This window comes from Streptomyces sp. (assembly GCF_031181555.1).
GTDB classification, from domain to species: Bacteria; Actinomycetota; Actinomycetes; order Streptomycetales; family Streptomycetaceae; genus Streptomyces; species Streptomyces fimbriatus.
On the sequence record NZ_JAPSKQ010000148.1, the window covers coordinates 1 to 16,049 of the forward strand.

Annotated in this window: 19 protein-coding genes; 9 read left to right on the forward strand and 10 right to left on the reverse strand. The window is 73.4% G+C overall.

Features of this window, described 5'->3' with window-relative positions:
• On the forward strand, positions 1 to 929 hold a 929-nt coding region (locus RIM90_RS24545; protein ID WP_309062933.1), incomplete at its 5' end, for an aminotransferase class I/II-fold pyridoxal phosphate-dependent enzyme.
• 110 nt (positions 930 to 1,039) lie between these two features.
• On the opposite strand, the gene RIM90_RS24550 is transcribed toward RIM90_RS24545, so the two are convergent.
• The 3 genes from RIM90_RS24550 to RIM90_RS24560 all read right to left on the reverse strand — a co-directional run bounded on the left by RIM90_RS24550 (position 1,040) and on the right by RIM90_RS24560 (position 3,392).
• Positions 1,040 to 1,768: a hypothetical protein gene (locus RIM90_RS24550; RefSeq protein WP_309062934.1), complete on the reverse strand. Its 729-nt coding sequence runs from the start codon at positions 1,766 to 1,768 to the stop codon at positions 1,040 to 1,042.
• A gap of 158 nt (positions 1,769 to 1,926) precedes the next feature.
• Positions 1,927 to 2,838: a hypothetical protein gene (locus RIM90_RS24555; protein WP_309062935.1), complete on the reverse strand. Its 912-nt coding sequence runs from the start codon at positions 2,836 to 2,838 to the stop codon at positions 1,927 to 1,929.
• Positions 2,835 to 3,392, reverse strand: coding sequence for a sigma-70 family RNA polymerase sigma factor (locus RIM90_RS24560; RefSeq protein WP_309062936.1), 558 nt, complete (start codon positions 3,390 to 3,392; stop codon positions 2,835 to 2,837). The genes RIM90_RS24555 and RIM90_RS24560 overlap by 4 nt, the downstream gene beginning before the upstream one ends.
• 131 nt (positions 3,393 to 3,523) lie before the next feature.
• Here RIM90_RS24560 and trpS point away from each other — a divergent pair, with 131 nt between their 5' ends.
• Together trpS and RIM90_RS24570 are read left to right on the forward strand one after the other, a co-directional pair.
• Positions 3,524 to 4,537, forward strand: a complete 1,014-nt coding sequence (trpS, locus tag RIM90_RS24565; RefSeq protein ID WP_309062937.1) for a tryptophan--tRNA ligase — start codon at positions 3,524 to 3,526, stop codon at positions 4,535 to 4,537.
• Between the two features lie 201 nt (positions 4,538 to 4,738).
• Entirely contained in the window at positions 4,739 to 5,317 is a 579-nt protein-coding gene (locus RIM90_RS24570) for a 2'-5' RNA ligase family protein (RefSeq protein WP_309062938.1), read from the forward strand.
• A 21-nt stretch (positions 5,318 to 5,338) separates the two neighbouring features.
• On the opposite strand, the gene RIM90_RS24575 is transcribed toward RIM90_RS24570, so the two are convergent.
• Both RIM90_RS24575 and RIM90_RS24580 read right to left on the reverse strand, forming a co-directional pair.
• Positions 5,339 to 6,094 carry a decaprenylphospho-beta-D-erythro-pentofuranosid-2-ulose 2-reductase gene (locus RIM90_RS24575; protein WP_309062939.1) on the reverse strand — a complete coding sequence of 252 codons (756 nt, stop codon included), beginning with the start codon at positions 6,092 to 6,094 and terminating at the stop codon, positions 5,339 to 5,341.
• Positions 6,095 to 6,203: 109 nt separating this feature from the next.
• Complete coding sequence (locus tag RIM90_RS24580) at positions 6,204 to 7,559, reverse strand: FAD-binding oxidoreductase (protein WP_309062940.1); 1,356 nt, start codon at positions 7,557 to 7,559, stop codon at positions 6,204 to 6,206.
• A 133-nt stretch (positions 7,560 to 7,692) separates the two neighbouring features.
• Between RIM90_RS24580 and RIM90_RS24585 the strand changes: the two genes are divergently transcribed.
• The 4 genes from RIM90_RS24585 (at position 7,693) to RIM90_RS24600 (ending at position 10,559) form a co-directional block, all read left to right on the forward strand.
• The gene (locus RIM90_RS24585; RefSeq protein WP_309062941.1) at positions 7,693 to 8,238 is read left to right on the forward strand and encodes a phosphatase PAP2 family protein; all 546 of its coding nucleotides are present in this window, start codon (positions 7,693 to 7,695) and stop codon (positions 8,236 to 8,238) included.
• Positions 8,231 to 9,175: a decaprenyl-phosphate phosphoribosyltransferase gene (locus tag RIM90_RS24590; protein WP_375165538.1), complete on the forward strand. Its 945-nt coding sequence runs from the start codon at positions 8,231 to 8,233 to the stop codon at positions 9,173 to 9,175. The genes RIM90_RS24585 and RIM90_RS24590 overlap by 8 nt, the downstream gene beginning before the upstream one ends.
• A gap of 83 nt (positions 9,176 to 9,258) precedes the next feature.
• On the forward strand, positions 9,259 to 9,663 hold the full coding sequence (locus RIM90_RS24595) for a GtrA family protein (RefSeq protein WP_309062951.1): 405 nt from the start codon (positions 9,259 to 9,261) through the stop codon (positions 9,661 to 9,663).
• Positions 9,651 to 10,559 carry a YihY/virulence factor BrkB family protein gene (locus tag RIM90_RS24600; protein WP_309062942.1) on the forward strand — a complete coding sequence of 303 codons (909 nt, stop codon included), beginning with the start codon at positions 9,651 to 9,653 and terminating at the stop codon, positions 10,557 to 10,559. The genes RIM90_RS24595 and RIM90_RS24600 overlap by 13 nt, the downstream gene beginning before the upstream one ends.
• Here the strand turns inward: RIM90_RS24600 and RIM90_RS24605 are convergent.
• On the reverse strand, positions 10,507 to 11,802 hold the full coding sequence (locus RIM90_RS24605; RefSeq protein WP_309062943.1) for a D-alanyl-D-alanine carboxypeptidase: 1,296 nt from the start codon (positions 11,800 to 11,802) through the stop codon (positions 10,507 to 10,509). The two genes, RIM90_RS24600 and RIM90_RS24605, sit on opposite strands and share 53 nt — an antisense overlap.
• 91 nt (positions 11,803 to 11,893) lie before the next feature.
• Here RIM90_RS24605 and RIM90_RS24610 point away from each other — a divergent pair, with 91 nt between their 5' ends.
• Positions 11,894 to 12,142: an SCO4848 family membrane protein gene (locus RIM90_RS24610; protein ID WP_309062944.1), complete on the forward strand. Its 249-nt coding sequence runs from the start codon at positions 11,894 to 11,896 to the stop codon at positions 12,140 to 12,142.
• Positions 12,143 to 12,166: 24 nt separating this feature from the next.
• Positions 12,167 to 13,525, forward strand: coding sequence for a metallophosphoesterase (locus RIM90_RS24615; protein ID WP_309062945.1), 1,359 nt, complete (start codon positions 12,167 to 12,169; stop codon positions 13,523 to 13,525).
• 114 nt (positions 13,526 to 13,639) lie between these two features.
• On the opposite strand, the gene RIM90_RS24620 is transcribed toward RIM90_RS24615, so the two are convergent.
• From RIM90_RS24620 to RIM90_RS24635, 4 genes are all read right to left on the reverse strand, one after another.
• Positions 13,640 to 14,407 (reverse strand): TetR family transcriptional regulator, encoded by a 768-nt coding sequence (locus RIM90_RS24620; RefSeq protein ID WP_309062946.1) that lies wholly within the window; start codon positions 14,405 to 14,407, stop codon positions 13,640 to 13,642.
• A gap of 54 nt (positions 14,408 to 14,461) precedes the next feature.
• On the reverse strand, positions 14,462 to 14,983 hold the full coding sequence (locus tag RIM90_RS24625; protein ID WP_309062947.1) for a DCC1-like thiol-disulfide oxidoreductase family protein: 522 nt from the start codon (positions 14,981 to 14,983) through the stop codon (positions 14,462 to 14,464).
• Positions 14,980 to 15,387, reverse strand: coding sequence for a hypothetical protein (locus RIM90_RS24630; protein ID WP_309062948.1), 408 nt, complete (start codon positions 15,385 to 15,387; stop codon positions 14,980 to 14,982). The genes RIM90_RS24625 and RIM90_RS24630 overlap by 4 nt, the downstream gene beginning before the upstream one ends.
• Before the next feature lie 261 nt (positions 15,388 to 15,648).
• On the reverse strand, positions 15,649 to 16,049 hold a 401-nt coding region (locus RIM90_RS24635), incomplete at its 5' end, for a 4Fe-4S dicluster domain-containing protein (protein WP_309062949.1).

Consider the following 16,049-nt stretch of genomic DNA (forward strand, 5'->3'; position numbering starts at 1 on the left):
TCCGCCCGAACATCTCCGGCAAGATGTTCGACCAGCGCTCCTACGGCACCGACCCGGCCACCGGCCTGATCGACTACGAGGCGCTGCGCACCTCCGCCCGCGAGTTCAAGCCGCTGATCATCGTCGCGGGCTACTCCGCCTACCCCCGTCTCGTGAACTTCCGGATCATGCGCGAGATCGCCGACGAGGTCGGCGCCACGCTCATGGTCGACATGGCCCACTTCGCGGGTCTGGTCGCCGGCAAGGTCCTCACCGGCGACTTCGACCCGGTCCCGCACGCCCAGATCGTCACCACCACCACCCACAAGTCGCTGCGCGGTCCGCGCGGCGGCATGGTCCTGTGCGACGACTCCCTCAGGGACCAGGTCGACCGCGGCTGCCCGATGGTCCTCGGCGGCCCGCTCCCGCACGTCATGGCCGCCAAGGCGGTCGCCCTGGCCGAGGCCCGGCAGCCCGCCTTCCAGGACTACGCCCAGCGCATCGTCGACAACTCCCGCGCCCTCGCCGAGGGCCTGATGCGCCGCGGCGCCACCCTGGTCACCGGCGGCACCGACAACCACCTCAACCTGATCGACGTCGCCACCTCCTACGGCCTCACCGGCCGCCAGGCCGAGGCCGCCCTGCTCGAGTCGGGCATCGTCACCAACCGCAACGCCATCCCCGCCGACCCCAACGGCGCCTGGTACACCTCCGGCATCCGCATCGGCACCCCCGCGCTGACCACGCGCGGCCTGGGCACCGCCGAGATGGACGAGGTCGCCGGCCTCATCGACCGCGTCCTCACCACCGCGGAGCCCGGCACCACGAGCAAGGGCGCCCCGTCCAAGGCCCAGCACGTCCTCGACCCGAAGATCGCGGACGAGATCTCCCGCCGCGCCACCGACCTCGTGGCCGGCTTCCCGCTCTACCCGGAGATCGACCTCGGCTGACACCCCGGGCGGCACCCCGGCCCGACCTCACCGGCCCACCCCACGGCGGCCCGGCTGCACGCCGGCCGCCGTGGGCGTCTTCGGGGGAGTGCCGCCCACCGCACCCGCCCTCATCGGTCCAGCAGTTCCTGCCGGGGCCCCGGCTCCCCTCGTCGGCGCATCAGGGGCGCCCGTATGACATACGGGCGCAGCACCAGGGCCAGTGCCGCTCCGGCCGCCGCTCCCGGTATCGCCCACCAGCCGGTGCCGTCGCCGCCCGGTGCCGCCGCGGTGCGCTCCTCCACGGCGGCTGCCGTGCCCGAGTCCCGCTCCGTGCCGGGGGCCGAGGCGCCGGGCCCCGCGGAACCGGCCGTCCGCGTCTCCCAGGGCGCCGGGTACATGCCCGAGGCCGATCCGGTCCCCGACGTCTCACCCAGCACGTCCAGCTCGTACAGCAGCTTGTGCAGGTCGGACGGGTACTCGGCGCGGTGCCAGTGGCCGTTCGCCGATTCCGTGAGCCTCGCCGCCGTGTGTATCCACACCTCCCCGCCCACGTCCCCGAGGAAGACCCGGTCCACACGCCAGGGCGTCACGTCGTGCAGCATCCACGACACGTTGATCAACCGGACCGAGGCCAGGTCGGCCTCCGGAGGCTTGTCCCGGGTGCCCCCGCCGGGCGGGCCGAGCAGCCGCTCGAGCTCGCCGTACTCCTTGTCGGAGTAGTACAGCGAGGCGGTCTCCTCGCTCTCCGGCGAGACCACCAGCACGCTCGTCGGCCCTCCCGCGGAGGCGGGCGACGCCCCCCACACCATCAGGGCCAGTGCAGCCGCCAACGCGCCCACCGCCGTCAGTTGTCGCACCCTGTCCTTCCACCCGCGCATCCGGACCCCCACTCGGCCGGTCGATCCCCGTACGGCCCGCGCACGAGCCGCCTGTCACTTCTGGTACACCGCCCGACCCGCCGGGGTTCCCGTCCGGCACGGCACATTTCCCGGGAGCACCGCGGACCCGCGTCCGGTCATCGGCCCGCCTCCTCGACCGTCCCCGCGATCTCCAGCGCCCGCGCCTTCGAGGCCACCCCCTCCAGCCGCAGCGTCACCTCGTCCCCGCCCCCCGCGCCGGCCGGACCCCCTTCCGTCCACAGCAGCGTCGGCCCCGCCGTGCGCTCCTCCCGGGTGAACCGGTGACCGCCCGCGTCCACCAGCAAGAGGCTCAGCCGGTGCGGCCGCGCGAACCACAGCGCCGGATCCGGCACGCCCCCCGCGTCGCCGTCCCCGCCCGGCGACAGCCACTCCGGCTGCTCGCGCACGGTCTTGGCGAAGGCGGGGTCCAGGCGGGCCGGGAACTGGTCCAGCCGTACGGTGCGCCCCTCCTCCCGCCAGCACAGGGCCACCAGGAACCGCCCCCGCGGCAGCCCGCTCACCGCCACCGCGTCCGGAGTGCCCAGCGCCTGCGGAACCAGCGGCGCGAACCCGGACCGCCGCTCCGCCTCGCCGAGCGACACCGACCGCCCGCAGCCCGGCACCTCCGCGCCCGGCGGGGGCGCCGCCGACGGGTCGTAGCGCACCTCGACCCCGCCGAAGCCGAACCAGCCGAACCAGTCGGACACCGCCGCCCGCACCGGGGGCGTCAGTACGAGCACGGTCAGCAGGCCGCACACCGCGGCGACCAGCGACCGCCACCGCGCCCGCGTCCAGCGCCGCACCGCCCGCAACCGCTCCCGGGCACCCGGTGGCTCGGCCACCGGGACCGGCACCTGCTCGGCGAGTATCCGCCCCAGCACCCGCTCGACCATCGACTCGGAGCCGGCCGCCCCGCCCGGCCCGTCCAGGGACCGCCCCAGGGCCCGCAGTTCCTCCCGCAGCCGGGCGGCCTCCGCGCGCCGGTGCTCCGCGTCTCCGGCGCGGTCACCGTCGTACGCCCCGCTCACGCTCCTCCACCCCCTTCCCGGGGCCGGAAGTCCGGCAGCAGGCGCTCCAGCTTGCGCAGGGCGCGGTTCAGCCGCGACTTCACCGTGCCCCGGGGCCAGCCCAGGGCCTGGGCGGTCTCCCGCTCGTCCATCTCCAGCAGATAGCGGTAGATGACGACCAGACGATGTTCCTCGCTCAGCTTCTCCAGGGCGGCCACCAGTACTCCGCGGCGCTCCGTCTCGAGCGTGGCGACCGCCGGATCCGCCGACTCCGGTATCACCGGCTCCGCCTCCATGAACGCCGCCTCGCGGTCGGCGAGGGTGTGCCGGCGGGCCGCCGCCCGCACTGTGTTCCTCGTCTCATTGGCCACGATCGACAGCAGCCACGGCCGGAACGCCATGCCGTCCCGGAACCGGCCCAGCGCGCAGTACGCCTTCACGAAGGCCTGCTGCACCACGTCCTCCGCGTCCGCACCCGCCCCGAGCGCCGCGGCCGCCCTGAGCGCGATGCCCGTATGGGCCCGCACCAGCTCCGCGTACGCCTCCGGCTCCCCGGCGCGTACGCGTGCGATCACCGCGGCCTCATCGACGATGCGGCCCCCCTCCCGCGTCCTCACACTCTTGTTACACCGCCGGGGACGGATCGGTTCCCACCTGTTTCCGGTCCGCTCCCGAGCGGCCCGCGGGACCTGAGAGAATGAGGGACATGGCCTCTGAACGTCCCCGCGTGCTCTCCGGTATCCAGCCGACCTCAGGCTCGTTCCACCTCGGCAACTACCTCGGCGCCGTCCGCCAGTGGGTCGACATGCAGAACACCCACGACGCGTTCTACATGGTCGTCGACCTGCACGCGATCACGGTCCCGCAGGACCCGAAGGAACTCCGCGAGAACACCCGCGTCGCCGCCGCCCAGCTGCTCGCGGCCGGCCTCGACCCGGACCGCTGCACGCTGTTCGTCCAGAGCCACGTTCCCGAGCACGCCCAGCTCGGCTGGCTGATGAACTGCATCACCGGCTTCGGCGAGGCCTCCCGCATGACGCAGTTCAAGGACAAGGCCGCCAAGCAGGGCAGCGACCGCGCGACCGTCGGCCTGTTCACGTACCCGATGCTGATGGTCGCCGACATCCTGCTGTACCAGGCCGACCAGGTTCCCGTCGGTGAGGACCAGCGCCAGCACCTGGAGCTGACCCGTGACCTCGCGGACCGGTTCAACCAGACCTACGGCGACACCTTCCGGCTCCCCACCGCCTACATCCTCAAGGAGACGGCGAAGATCTACGACCTTCAGGACCCGACCGCCAAGATGAGCAAGTCGGCGGCCACCCCGAAGGGCCTGATCAACCTGCTCGACGAGCCGAAGGCCACCGCGAAGAAGGTCAAGAGCGCGGTCACCGACACCGAGACCGTGATCCGCTTCGACCGCGAGCACAAGCCCGGCATCAGCAACCTCCTGACCATCTACTCCACCCTCACCGGTACGGGGATCGCGGAACTGGAGCAGCAGTACGAGGGCAAGGGCTACGGTGCGCTGAAGACGGACCTCGCCGAGGTCGTGGTCGACTTCGTGACGCCCTTCCGGGAGCGCACCCGGCAGTACCTGGACGACCCCGAGACGCTCGACTCGATCCTGGCCAAGGGGGCGGAGAAGGCGCGCGCCGTCGCCGCGGAGACCCTCTCCCAGGCGTACGACCGGGTGGGCTTCCTGCCGGCCAAGCACTGAACCGGCGCACTGAACCGGCCCCGGCGCCGATCCGTACCACCGCGCAGCGCCGCACATCACTCCGGTTGCGCCTGCCCGCATCCGGGTCGTGGTCGTACAGTCGATAACCGGGTGACCGTTCCGGCGGTCACCCGGTGCTCACCGGAGCCACAGCACCACGCTCCACCACCGCGCTTCACCACCACAACGACAGGAGACGACGTGGGGACCGTAACGATCGGTGTGTCGATCGCGGTCCCGGAGCCTCACGGCAGCCGGCTTCAGCAGCTGCGCGCGGGCTTCGGCGACGCCGCGGCGTACGGCATCCCCACGCACGTCACCCTGCTGCCGCCGACGGAGATCGACGACGCCGACATCCCGGCCGTCGAGGCGCATCTGAGCGAGGTCGCCGCGGCCGGGCGGCCCTTCCCCATGCGGCTGTCGGGCACCGGCACCTTCCGGCCGCTGTCGCCGGTGGTGTTCGTCCGGGTCGTCGAGGGCGCCGAGGCCTGCACCCGGCTGCAGCAGCAGATCCGTGACGCCTCCGGCCCCGTCGCCCGCGAGCTGCAGTTCCCGTACCACCCGCACGTCACCGTGGCGCACGGCATCGAGGAAGCGGCCCTGGACCGCGCCTTCGAGGAACTCGCCGACTACGAGGCCGAGTGGCCCTGCACCGGCTTCGCGCTCTACGAGCAGGGCGCCGACGGGGTGTGGCGCAAGCTGCGGGAGTTCCCCTTCGGGTCCGCCGTGGTGCCGCCGCAGGCCGGGTGCGTGGACCGGGGATCCGTCTCCGCGCACTGAACCGCGGGCCCCCGCCGCGCCTCAGACCGGCAGCCGCCGGAACACCCCCCGCGGCAGGTGCCGCAGCGCCGACATCACCACGCGCAGCGCGCCCGGCACCCACACCGTCTCCGAGCGGCGCCGCAGCCCCAGCTCGACGGCCGCCGCGACGGCCTCGGGGGTGGTGGCGAGCGGCGCCTCGGGCAGACCGGCGGTCATCCGCGTACGGACGAAGCCGGGGCGTACGACCATGACGTGCACGCCCGTGCCGTGGAGCGCGTCGCCCAGGCCCTGCGCGAAGGCGTCCAGGCCGGCCTTGCTGGAGCCGTAGATGAAGTTCGCGCGGCGGGCCCGCTCGCCCGCGACGGAGGAGAGCACCACCAGGGATCCGTGGCCCTGCGCCTGGAGCGCGCTCGCGCACACCAGGCCCGCCGAGACCGCGCCGGTGTAGTTGGTCTGCGCGACGCGCACCGCGGCCTGCGGGTCCCGCTCGTCGCGGGCCTGGTCGCCGAGGGTGCCGAAGGCGAGCAGCACCATGTCGATGTCGCCCTCGGCGAAGACCTTGCCGAGCGTGTCCTCGTGACCGGCGGGGTCGAGCGCGTCGAAGGCGACGGTGCGCACCTCGGCGCCGAGGCCGCGCAGGTGCTCGGCGGCCCGGTCCAGGTCGGGGGAGGGGCGGCCGGCCAGCCACACCGCGCGGGTGCGGCGGGCGATCAGCCGGCGGGCGGTGGCCAGCGCGATCTCGGACGTACCGCCGAGGACGAGCAGGGACTGGGGGAGGCCGAAGGCGTCCTTCACGACAGCTCCTAGGGTCTTTCGTTCGGATCGGGCCGGACGGGGGTGCGGTGCCGGGGCCCGTGAGCCCGGCGTGATCCGAGCGGCGGGCCCCGGGAGCGGGTCGGCGGTTTCAGAGGCGGAGCCGGCGGGCCAGGTCGGAGGTGAACACCCCGCGCGGGTCCAGTTCGGCGCGCAGCGCGCGGAAGTCGTCCAGGCGCGGGTACATGGCCGCGAGCAGGTCCGGGCGCAGCCGGGAGTCCTTGGCGAGGTAGACGCGCCCGCCGGCCGAGGCGACCTCCTCGTCGAGTTCGTCGAGGAAGGCGGCGAGGCCGGGCAGGGACGCCGGGACGTCCAGGGCCAGGGTCCAGCCCGGCACGGGGAAGGACAGCCAGCCGGGGTCGGCCTCGCCGAAGCGCTTGAGGACGGCGAGGAAGGACGGGCAGCGGCGTTCGGAGATCCGGCGCACGATCCGGCGCAGGGCGTCCTCCCGGCCGTGACCGACGACGAACTGGTACTGCACGAAACCGCCCCGGCCGTAGACGCGGTTCCAGTGGGGCACGCCGTCCAGGGGGTGGAAGAACGTGGAGATCCGCTGGAGCCGGCCCGTCCGCGCGCGGGGCGCCTTGCGGTACCAGAACTCGTTGAACAGCCCCACGGTGGCGCGGCTGAGCAGGCCCTCGGGGACGAAGGACGGGGGAGCCGGGAGCCGGGAGGTGCGGAAGGACAGCGGCTCCCGGCGCGCGCGGGAGCCCTCGGGCAGCGCGTCCAGGGGCGCGTGGTCGCCGCGCGTGAGCACCGCCCGGCCGGTGGCCGCGGAGCGGGCCAGCAGGTCGATCCAGGCCACCGAGTAGCGGTAGCGGTGGTCGGTGGCGGTCAGGCGGGCCATCAGGTCGTCGAGGTCGTCCGCGCGCTCGGTGTCGACCGACATCAGCGAGGTCTCGACCGGCTGGAGCCGGATCGTGGCGGTCAGGATCACCCCGGTCAGGCCCATGCCGCCCGCGGTCGCGTCGAACAGCGGCGTGCCCGGCACGACCGTACGGACCTGCCCGTCGGCGGTGAGCAGCTCCAGGGACAGCACGTGCCGGGAGAAGGACCCCGAGACGTGGTGGTTCTTGCCGTGGATGTCGGCGCCGATCGCCCCGCCGACGGTCACGTAGCGCGTGCCCGGCGTCACCGGCACGAACCAGCCGAGCGGCAGCAGCACCTCCATCAGCCGGTGCAGGGAGACACCCGCGTCGCACAGCACGGTGCCGCCGTCGGCGTCGATCGCGTGGATCCGGTCCAGGCCCGTCATGTCGAGCACGGCACCGCCCGCGTTCTGCGCCGCGTCCCCGTACGCCCGTCCCAGGCCCCGCGCGATGCCCCCGCGGGCCCCGCAGTCCCTCACGGCCCGGGCGGCCTCCTCGTACGTCCGTGGGCGGATCAGCCGGGCGGCGGTGGGAGCGGTGCGGCCCCATCCCGTGACGGAAACGGTGTCGGCAGGCATGACGGCGACCGTATCGCCCATGTGTGAGCGGTTAGTTTTGAAACGTCAATTCCGTCCCCGAAATGGGTGATTAATGGGATGTCGCTCAATAGTGACGGAGTTCTGGCCCGTCGGGCGTGAACAGTGAGTCCACATGGACGACCTCCACCACCCCCGACACGCCCACCACCCCCTCGGTCTCCACGGCATGGACCACCGGATCGGCACGGCGCTCAGAGCGTGCGGTGCGGACCCGCGCGTGGCCGGAGCCGCGCGCGTCCTGTCCTGGGCGGGGGAGCACGGGGCGCTGTGGCTCGCGGCGGGGCTGGCCGGAGCCGCCGCGGACCGCCCACGGCGCGGCGCCTGGCTGCGCGGCACCGCCCTCACCGCGGGCGCCCACGTCGTCAGCATGGGCGTGAAACGGGTCGTGCGCCGTCCGCGTCCCGCGCACGTCGAACCCCTGGTCGGCACGGTCGGCCGGCACTCCTTCCCGAGCTCGCACGCCACCTCCGCCGCGGCCGCCGCCGTCGCCTTCGGGGCGCTGGGGGCGCACGCGGTGCCCCCGCTCGCCGCCGCCGTCTGCCTCTCCCGCCTGGTGGCCGGCGTGCACCACCCCTCGGACGTGGCGGCGGGCGCCGTCCTGGGCGCGCTCACGGCCCGGCTCGGCGCCCGCTGGATGCGGGGAGGCGTACGTGACTGACACCGCCCTCCTGGACCGGCACCCGGACCGGCGGCAGACGGCACCGTCTCCCGGGGGCGGCCTGCTCAGGGGCCTGCTCAGGACCGCGCGGCCCAAGCAGTGGGTCAAGAACGTCCTGGTGATCGCCGCCCCCGCCGCCGCCGGTGAGCTCTTCTCCTGGCCCGCCCTGACCCGGCTCGCGCTGGTCTTCGCCCTGTTCACCGCCTGCGCCGCCGCCGTGTACCTCGTCAACGACGCCCGTGACGCGGAGGCCGACCGCGCCCACCCCACCAAGTGCCGCCGCCCGGTCGCCGCCGGCCAGGTCCCGGTGCCGGTCGCCTACGCCGTCGGCACCGCCCTCGGCGTCCTCGCACCCGTCGCCGCGGCCCGGCTGTGCCCGCCGCAGGTCGCCGTGGTGCTGACCGCGTACCTCGGCATGCAACTGGCGTACTGCGTCAGCCTCAAGCACGTCCTCGTCGTCGACCTCGTCGTCGTCACCACCGGCTTCCTGATGCGGGCGGTGGTCGGCGGGCTCGCGCTCGGCATCCCGCTGTCGCGCTGGTTCCTGATCACCACCGGGTTCGGCGCGCTGTTCATGGTCGCGGCCAAGCGCTACTCCGAGGCCGTGCAGATGGCCGGAAAAGAGGGCGCCACGCGCGCGTTGCTCACCGAGTACACCACCGGCTACCTCCGCTTCGTCTGGCAGCTCGCGGCCGGCGTCGCCGTCCTCGGCTACTGCCTGTGGGCCCTGGAGGAGGGCGGGGTGCCGCACGCCAGCGTGCTGCCCTGGCGGCAGCTGTCCGTGGTCGCCTTCGTCCTCGCCGTCCTCAGATACGCCGTCTTCGCCGACCGCGGGACGGCGGGCGAACCCGAGGAGGTGGTCCTGCGCGACCGCGCGCTCGCCCTCATCGGCCTGGTGTGGGCGACGATGTACGCCCTGGCGGTGGCGGACTGGTGAAGCACCGCCCGGCACGGAAACGCCGCCCGCTCCGGAAGCACCGCCCGGCACGGCCCGGGCGCCCGGCACGGCGCCGGCGCGAGCTGCTCGGCTTCGCCACCGCCGGCCTGCTCGCCTACGCCGCCGACCTCGCCCTCTTCACGTATCTGCGCGGCCCCGCCGGATGCGACCCGCTCACCGCCAAGGCGCTCTCCTTCGTCGCCGGCTGCACGGTCGCCTACGCCGGCAACGCGTTCGGCACCTACCGCCACGCGCGCGTGCGCGGCGTGCGCCCGTACGCCGTGTTCTTCGCGGTGAACCTCGCCGGCGCCGCCGTGCAGCTGCTGTGCCTGGCCGTCAGCCACTACGGGCTCGGCCTCACCTCGCAGCGCGCGGACACCGTCTCCGGCGCGGTGATCGGCATGGCGCTGGCCACCGCGCTGCGGTTCTGGGGCACCAGGACATTGGTCTTCGGCAACGGGGGCAGAGTCGGTTCATGGACTGGCTGAAGAGGCTCCCGGTCGTCGGGCCGTGGGCGGCGCGGCTGATGCTCACGCACGCGTGGCGGTCGTACGAGCGCCTGGACCGCGTGCACTGGACGCGGCTGGCCGCCGCGATGACGTTCACCAGCTTCGTCGCGCTGTTCCCGCTGCTCACCGTGGCCGCCGCGCTCGGCGCCGCCACGCTCAGCACCGAGCAGCAGAACACCCTCCAGGGCAAGATCGCCGACCAGGTGCCCGGCATCTCCGAGCAGCTGGACATCGACGGCCTGGTGCAGAACGCCGGCACCGTCGGCCTCATCGCCGGTGCCGTCCTGCTGTTCACCGGCATCAGCTGGGCCGGTTCCACGCGCGAGTGCCTGCGCGCGGTGTGGGAGCTGCCCGAGGAGGAGGAGAACCCCGTCCTGCGCAAGGGCAAGGACGCGGGCGTCCTCGTCGGCCTGGGCGGCGCGGTACTGGTCACCCTGATCGCCTCCACCGTGGCCTCCGCGATGGTCGGCCGGATCAGCGACGCCATCGGGCTGGAGGAGGGAGGCTGGGGCGGGGTCGTGCTGCAGACCGCGGCCTTCGCCGTCGCCGTGGGGGCCGACTTCCTGCTCCTGCTGTACGTCCTGACCCTGCTGCCCGGCGTCGAACCCACCCGGCACCGCCTGATCGTCGCCGCCCTCACCGGAGCCGCCGGATTCGAGGTGCTGAAGCTGCTGCTCAGCGGCTACATGCAGGGCGTGGCCGCCAAAAGCATGTACGGCGCGTTCGGCGTGCCGGTCGCCCTGCTGCTGTGGATCAACTTCACCACCAAGCTGCTCCTGTTCTGCGCCGCCTGGACGGCGACGCCGGGCAAGGAGGCCGAGCTCACGGACGGGAGCGGCGACGCACCAGGTCCGGCAGCGGCCAGCGGCGGTTGACCAGGAACACACCCCCCGCGAGCAGCACCAGCACCCCGCCGGTGACGCCCAGCGCGACCCCGACGCCGCTGGAGCCGCTCCCGACCGCGGCGCTCGCCACCGGCTTCGACCCCGTCCCCGCCCCGGCCGCGCCGTCCCCGACGCCCCCGGCCTCACCGGAGGACGCGGTCGCACCCGGCCGGGCGTCCGCCCGCGCGGCGCTCTTCGGCGGCACCAGCTCACCCACCGGCTCGACCTTGCCGGCCGCCTTGAACCCCCAGTCGAAGAGCTTCGCGGTCTGCTTGTAGACCTCGTTGTGCCCGCCCTCCTCCGGGTTCATCACGGTGACCAGCAGCACCTTGCCGTCGCGCTCGGCGACCCCGGTGAAGGTGGCGCCCGCGTTGGTGGTGTTGCCGTTCTTCACGCCCGCGATGCCCTTGTAGACGGGCATGTCGAAGTCGCCGGACAGCAGCCGGTTGGTGTTCTGGATCTCGAAGGACCCGCGGACCTTCTCGCCCTTCTTGTTCTTCTTCGTCTCCCCGGGGAACTTCGCCCTGACCGTCGAGCAGTACTCCCGGAAGTCCTTCTTCTGCAGCCCGGACCGGGCGATCAGCGTCAGGTCGTACGCGGAGGACACCTGTCCCTCGGCGTCGTAGCCGTCGGGGCTGACCACGTGCGTGTCGAGGGCCTGGAGCTCCTCGGCGTGCTCGTTCATCTCCTCGACGGTGTTCTCGACGCCGCCGTTCATCGCCGACAGCACGTGCACGGCGTCGTTGCCGGAGCGCAGGAAGACCCCGAGCCACAGGTCGTGGACGGTGTAGGTCTCGTCCTCCTTGATCCCCACCATGCTGGAGCCGGAGCCGACGCCGGCCAGGTCGGAGAGCTCCACCTTGTGCTTCGTCGTCTTGGGCCACTTCGGCAGCAGCGTGTCGGCGAACAGCATCTTCAGCGTGCTCGCCGGGGCCAGCCGCCAGTGCGCGTTGTGCGCGGCCAGCACGTCGCCGGACTCGGCGTCGGCGACGATCCAGGAACGGGCGGACAGGCCCTTCGGCAGCACCGGCACCCCGCTCGCGAGGTTGACCTGGGTCCCCGGCTGCCCGAGCCGGGCGCCGCCCACGGTCGACATCTTCGCCGGGGGCGTGGCCGAGGGGCCGGCCGACGGCTTCGGGGCCGCGAGGGCGACGGGCGCGCTCAGCGCGGTGGACAACAGGACGGCGGAGGTGACCAGAAGAGATCGCCGGGCGGTGTTCTTGGGTGCGGGCACGGACGGAAAGGTACATGCCACATCCGGGGACGTCCCGTCCCGGTCCCCACCCCGGGCCAGGAACCGGACACCGGGCAGTGATACTGGGTTCATGAAGCTCAGCCGCCCCGTCTCCTGGTTCCTGCTCGCTTTCGGGGTGTGGAGCTGGGTCATCTGGATCACTTTCGTCAGAAACCTGGTCAAGGACAGCAGCGGGCTCGCGTTCGAGGACGGGGACCCGACGGCTTACTTCTGGGTGCACCTACTGCTCGCCGTCGTCTCCTTCGTATGGGGGACGGTCATCGGGGGCATCGGGTTGCGCGGTCTGCGCGCATTGAGCCGGACGTCACGGACGTCCTGACCGGAAACAGGGGAACTCCGCACCGTGGCCATCGCCTTCATACTCGTCGCGCTGCTCGTCCTGGCCGTCCTGGTGACGGGCAACTGGTACGTGTGGCGCCGGCTGTTCCGGGACACCACCCGGGGACCGGGCCCGGCGCGCCGCGCGGGTGCCGTGCTGATCGCCGGAGGCTGGGCGGTGACGGTGGCCGCCTTCGTCGCCGAGCGCGGCGGCGCCCCGTTCCGGCTCCAACAGGTCCTGGCCTGGCCCGGCTTCCTGTGGCTGGCCCTGTCCCTCTACCTGCTGCTGGCCGTGCTCGCGGGCGAGCTCGTGCGGCCCGTGCTGCGGTGGATCCTGGAGCGGCGGGCGCGGACCGCGCAGACGGCGGCCGAACGGCCGGAACCGGTGCCCGTACCGGCGGGAGCGGCGACCGCCGCACCGGCCCCGCACCCGGCGGCCCCGGACCCCGCCACGACCGACTCCGCCGCCACGGCCGATCCCGCCCCCGCGTCCGGGGCGACGCGCCCCGACCGCCCGGAAGACGCGGGGGAGACGCCGGGCACCGGCACCCCCTCCGGGCCCTCCCGCCGCCTGTTCGTCTCCCGGGTCGTCGGCGGGGCCGCCGTCGCGGCGGCCCTGGGGACCGTCGGCCACGGGACGTACGGGGTGCTGCGCGGACCGCAGGTGAAGCGGGTCACCGTGCCGCTCGCCAAGCTGCCGCGCGCGGCGCACGGTTACCGCATCGCGGTGGTCAGCGACATCCACCTGGGACCGGTCCTCGGCCGCGGTTTCGCGCAGAAGGTCGTCGACACGATCAACTCGACCCAGCCCGACCTGATCGCGGTCGTCGGCGACCTGGTGGACGGCAGCGTGAAGGACCTCGGCCCGGCCGCGGCCCCCCTGGCGCAGCTGACGGCGCGTCACGGCTCCTTCTTCGTCACCGGCAACCACGAGTACTTCTCCGGCGCCGAACAGTGGGTCGAGGAGGTGCGCCGCCTCGGCCTGCGCCCGCTGGAGAACGCCCGCACGGAACTCCCGCACTTCGACCTGGCGGGAGTGAACGACGTGGCCGGCGAGGACGAGGGACAGGGCCCCGACTACGCGAAGGCGCTCGGCGACCGCGACCGGGCCCGCGCCTGTGTGCTGCTCGCCCACCAGCCGGTGATGATCCACGACGCCGTCGACCACGGCGTCGACCTCCAGCTCTCCGGGCACACCCACGGCGGCCAGCTCTGGCCCGCCAACCTCATCGCCGGCGCCGCCAACCCCACCCTCGCCGGCCTGGACCGCTACGGCGACACCCAGCTCTACGTCTCCCGCGGCGCCGGCGCCTGGGGCCCGCCCACCCGGGTCGGAGCGCCGTCGGACATCACGGTGATCGAACTGGCCTCCCGGCAGGCCTGAGCGGGCGGTGGCGGGGCTCCCGCGACGGCGTGCGGCCGGACGGGCCGCCGGTGCACGACGCCGAGCCCACGCCCGGCGACGCGACGCGGTCCACCGAGGTCCTGGCGGACGCGGTCACCCGAGGTCCTGGGGGCGCCCGTCACCGGCGGGCGCTCCCTTCCCCGCGGGGTCCGGCAGCGCCTTCGTCATCCCCGGCAGGAACTCCGTGAACAGCTCGTGCACCTCGCGCACGAGCGGCCGCAGCACCCGGAAGCGGGACAGGGCGACACCGCGCGCGGTGAGCCGGGCGCCCCGCTCGGCGAGCCGGTAACTGCGCTCGCGGCCCTCGGTGCGGTCGAAGATCCAGTACAGGCACAGCCCCATCTGGGCCAGCCACATCAACTCCGGCAGGGTGTCCCGCAGTTCCTCGGGCACCTTGGTCCTCGTGCCGGCCAGCACCGCCCGGTGCACGCTGATCGCCTCCACGCGCGCGTGCTTTGACTCGGGGGAGAAGGGGCTGAGCGGGCTGTCCGGGTCGGCGGCGTTCTTGAAGAACTGCACCGCGAACTCGTGGTAGGGCGTGGCGATGTCCAGCCACGCCTTCAGCACGCCGGCCAGCCGGGCCTCCAGGTCGGTCTCCCGGGCCAGGACCTCCCGGACCGCCACCTGGTGCTCGGTGGCGATCCGGTCGTAGAAGCCCTGGATCAGGTGCTCCTTGCCCTCGAAGTAGTAGTACGCGTTGCCGACGGAGACCCCGGCCTCCTTGGCGATGGCCCGCATGGTCGTCCTGTCGTACCCGCGCTCCTGGAACAGCCGCATGGCCGTCTGGAGGATCAGGGCACGGGTCTGCTCGGACTTGCTGGGTGCGGCGCCGTCGTCGGGGCCGTCGTTCTTCGCGGGCACGGGAACAGAGCCTAACGCCAGGGAAGGAGAGCGGGGCGCCGCGGGAGAGGCGTCCTACGGGGCGGCACAGGAGCCGTCCGCACAGCCCGGCGGGGTGTGGCTCCAGCCGTCACGCGGATCGTACGTCCAGCCGTCGCCCCGGCGGTACGCCCGCCCGCCCCGGCCGGACCCCCGCGCGCCGCCCCCCTGGGCCCCGCGCCACGCGGCGGCGGCCAGGACCGCGCCCCTGGCGAGCCGGGCGCCGGAGGGGGTGGCCAGCCGGTGGGCCAGCGGCCGGTGCTCGCGCAGCGCCCACAGGGTGACGATCCAGGCGGCGGCGCCCCGGTAGACCTGTCCGGCGTCACCGATCACGGTGATCTCCTCGAGGGTGGCGCCGTGGTCGAGTGCCGGGAAGCGGGCCCGTGCCGCCGGCGAGCCCGCCGGGACGAGTTCCAGGGGAACCAGCTGCGGCCGGCGGACCAGCCAGTCCCGCACGGAGGAGCACAGGGAGCACTCGGCGTCGTAGAGCACGGTGAGCCGGCGGACCGGGACGCGCACGGCGCCCCGGTCCCCGCGTGCGGCCGTCACGCCGCTCACGCCCCGGCCGAGGGGGCCACCCAGTCCTGCGGCGCGACCGGCGGCACCTGCTCCCGCTCCATCACCCCGCGCCGCCGGATCCGGTTGAGCACGTACACGTTGCCCAGGTGCATGACGCCCAGCACCAGCAGGACCACGCCGAGCTTGGTCGACAGGGCCTCGAAGACGCCGCGCGTGTCGGCGATCGTGTCGTCGTCGCTCAGGTACAGCGCGACGAACCCGAGGTTGACCAGGTAGAAGCCGACCACCAGGAGGTGGTTGACGGCGTCGGCGAGCTTCTCGTTGCCGTGCAGCACGTCGGCGAGGAAGACCCGCCCGTTGCTGCTGAGCGTGCGGGCCACCCAGACGGTCAGTCCGATGCTGACGACGAGGTAGATGACGTAGGCGATGACGGTGCGGTCCATGCCCCACCCCTTCTTGAACGCGTTCAAAACGCTGACACGGAGACTCTAGACCCAGTTTTTGAACGTGTTCAACTCAAGGGCGCAGTGGGCTGCGTCACGGATCCGCCGTGCCCGGTGTGCGGCCCGGTCGAGACCATCACCGCAGGGCGGAGGACGCCCTCTCGTCCGTTGCGGCGGTGTTCACCCGAAGGCGCGGCACATGCCGGAGGGCCCCGTTCCCAGCGGGAACGGGGCCCTCGCGGACGTGACGAACGGCGTGCCTCAGTAGCGGCGGGTGATCAGCGCGCGCTTCACTTCCGCGATCGCCTTGGTGACCTCGATGCCGCGCGGGCAGGCGTCCGTGCAGTTGAAGGTCGTGCGGCAGCGCCACACGCCGTCACGGTCGTTGAGGATCTCCAGGCGCTGCTCGCCGGCCTCGTCGCGCGAGTCGAAGATGAAGCGGTGCGCGTTGACGATGGCGGCCGGGCCGAAGTACTGGCCGTCGTTCCAGAACACCGGGCACGACGTGGTGCAGGCGGCGCACAGGATGCACTTGGTCGTGTCGTCGAAGCGCTCGCGGTCCTCGGCGGACTGCAGCCGCTCGCGCGTCGGCTCGTTGGTGTCCTTCGTGATCAGGAAGGGCATCACGTCCCGGTACGCCTGGAAGAACGGCTCCATGTCCA